2 protein-coding genes are annotated in these 2512 nt (G+C 70.9%); one reads left to right on the plus strand and one right to left on the minus strand.

The window, feature by feature from the left end; translation table 11 throughout:
• Positions 1 to 122: 50S ribosomal protein L27 (locus GX015_RS09715; RefSeq protein ID WP_291344731.1), on the plus strand; the 122-nt coding region annotated here is incomplete at its 5' end.
• A gap of 600 nt (positions 123 to 722) precedes the next feature.
• Here the strand turns inward: GX015_RS09715 and GX015_RS09720 are convergent.
• A partial coding sequence (locus GX015_RS09720) for a helicase-related protein (protein WP_291344729.1) occupies positions 723 to 2512 on the minus strand: 1790 nt, incomplete at its 5' end.

The raw sequence follows: 2512 nt of genomic DNA on the forward strand, positions 1-2512 counted from the left end.
AGAACGTTGGCCGTGGCGGCGACGACACGCTCTTCGCCCTGAAGGCCGGCGCCGTCCAGTTCGGCACCAAGCGCAACAAGCGCACCGTCAACATCGTCGAGGCCGAGACCGCCGAGGCGTAAGTCTCACGGTTCGTCTGGTGCGGTCGGCTTCGTCGGCCGCCCCGGGTGCCTCACCCGCCGCCCTGCGTTTCGACGCACGGGCGGCGTTGGCGTTCGTGGGCGTCGACGGCGCCGCATGGCGTGCGCTGACGCTGAAGGCACCGCACTTCCCACGGGAGGTGCGGCGCTGTCGCGTTTTCGGAGGGGCGCGAGCGTCGTGCCGTGGGGTGGCGCGAGTTTCGTGCCGTGGGGTGGCGCGAGCATCGAGTAGTGGGGTGGCGCGGGTTTCGTGCCGTGGGCATGCCAGTGATATTCGCGACCTGCGGAAACGCGGTTGGCGACGCGGCGTTGGCATCTCCTTGGCACGAGCGCGACCCACTGCGAGGACTGTTGCCGCGCCACGTCGGTCTGGTGCCCGGCGATGCGGGCTGCGCGCGTGACGAGATCGCGATTTGGTGCCCGAATCGCGATTTCGTGGGCGTGGGAGGGGGCAGCATGAATGACGAAATCGCGATCCAGCGCGTGGATCGCGATTTCGTGGGGGAGGGGCCGGCGTGGCCCAGCAGTTCCGGCGATGAGAGCGTCAGGTTAGGGAGGGGCCGGGGCGGCTGGAGCGGTGGACTAACCCCGTGACGCCAGCGCCAGCGGGAGCACCTCACGGCCGGTGGCGGAGGCCAGGGCCGCAGCGGCGAGCGTCACCGACCACCCGGTGTCGACGCAGTCGGTGACCAGGAGGATCGGGCCGTCGCCCAGCTCGAGGTCGGAGATCGCCGCCCAGTCCCACCGGTCGGCGAGTCCGGCCACTCGATACGCGGAGTTCTGGGCTTCCACGGCGCGAGAACCGTAGCGCACGGGGAGCACGCCGGCGAATCCCATTCGGCCGATGTCGGAGATCGCGATGGCGCAGGCCACGACCATCTCGTCGAGCGCCGAACCATGCTCAGCCGAGGACATCGGGCCGCCGGAGTCCGGAGAGTCAGCCGTGCCCGCAGCCCCGCCATCGACGCCCTCGACGGCGTCGTGGGTGACCAGGGCGACGATGGTGTCGGGCCGCACGTCCCAATCCCACCCGGCGAGCACGTCGACGAGGTCGCGCAACATCCGATCCCGCTTCCACTCCGCGGCATTCGGCCGCCACGAAGCCTCGGCGAGCAGCTCGGACAGCGCGGGTCCACGGGCGATGTCGTTCAGTCGGCCGATGGCGCGCCCGTCGCCGATGCCCGCGATCTTCCCCTTCAACGGCACGCGCAGACCGGTGGCGCCGAGCGTCGACCCGGCCCGCCCCAGACCATCGCCGCCCGCCATGAGTCGATCGAGCCCGGTCGGCCACTGCTTCCGCGCGGGAATGCGCACGCCGGGTTCGGTCAACCGCGCCCGCACGACGTCGTCGATCCGCGCATCGACGTCGGGGGAGAGGTGCTGCCCCGTGCAGTTGTCGCAGCGCCCGCACGGCCCGGTCGCGGTCGGGTCGTCGAGCTGCCGTCGCAGGAACAGCATGCGGCAGGCATCGGGGTCGGGTGCGCCAGAGCTTGCCGACGGCCCGTCCACACCCGGATTACCCACACCCGGATTACCTGCGGGCGCACCACTGGAAACGGCACCTCCCGCGCCCTCGCCGAGACGCTCGTAGGCGATCATGGCGTCCTGCTCGGCCTTCCGTGCTGCGGCCAATCCGCCGTAGCGGGCGGCGTCGTATTCCCACGGCGCACCGGTGGCCACCCAGCCACCCCGCACGCGGCGGACGGCGCCGTCGACGTCGAGGACCTTCAACACCTGGTCCAACCTGGACCTCGACAAGTCGACCGCGGTTTCCAACCGCGCCGTCGACGCGGGCTGATCTCCGTAGGACGCCAGCTCGTCGAGAAGCGAACGCACCACGTCCTCCGCTGGAAAAGACAGTGATGCGAAGTACTCCCAGATGTCGCGGTCCTCGGCACCCGGCAACAGCACGACCTCCGCGCGATCGGTGCCGCGGCCCGCACGGCCGATCTGCTGGTAGTAGGAGATCGGCGACCCGGGCGCGCCCATGTGCACCACGAACCCGAGGTCCGGCTTGTCGAACCCCATCCCCAGCGCCGACGTGGCCACCAATGCCTTGACCTCGTTGTTCAGCAGCGCCGCCTCCAACCTCTCCCGCTCGGCGGCGTCGGTGCGCCCGGTGTAGGCGGCGACCTCGTAACCGGCGGCGGTCAGCGCCTCCGCCAGGTCCTCCGCCGCCGCGACGGTGAGGCAGTAGATAATGCCCGACCCCGGCAGCTCCCGCAGATGCGACGCCAGCCACGCCGGCCGCTTCGTCGTATCGCGCAGCCGCACCACATTGAGCCGCAGCGACTCCCGATCCAGGCCGCCCCGCAGCACGCCGGTGCCGTCACCGAGCTGCGACCGCACGTCCTCGACGACGCGGTCGTTCG

The sequence above is a fragment of the Corynebacterium sp. genome, assembly GCF_012837295.1.
Lineage (GTDB): Bacteria > Actinomycetota > Actinomycetes > Mycobacteriales > Mycobacteriaceae > Corynebacterium.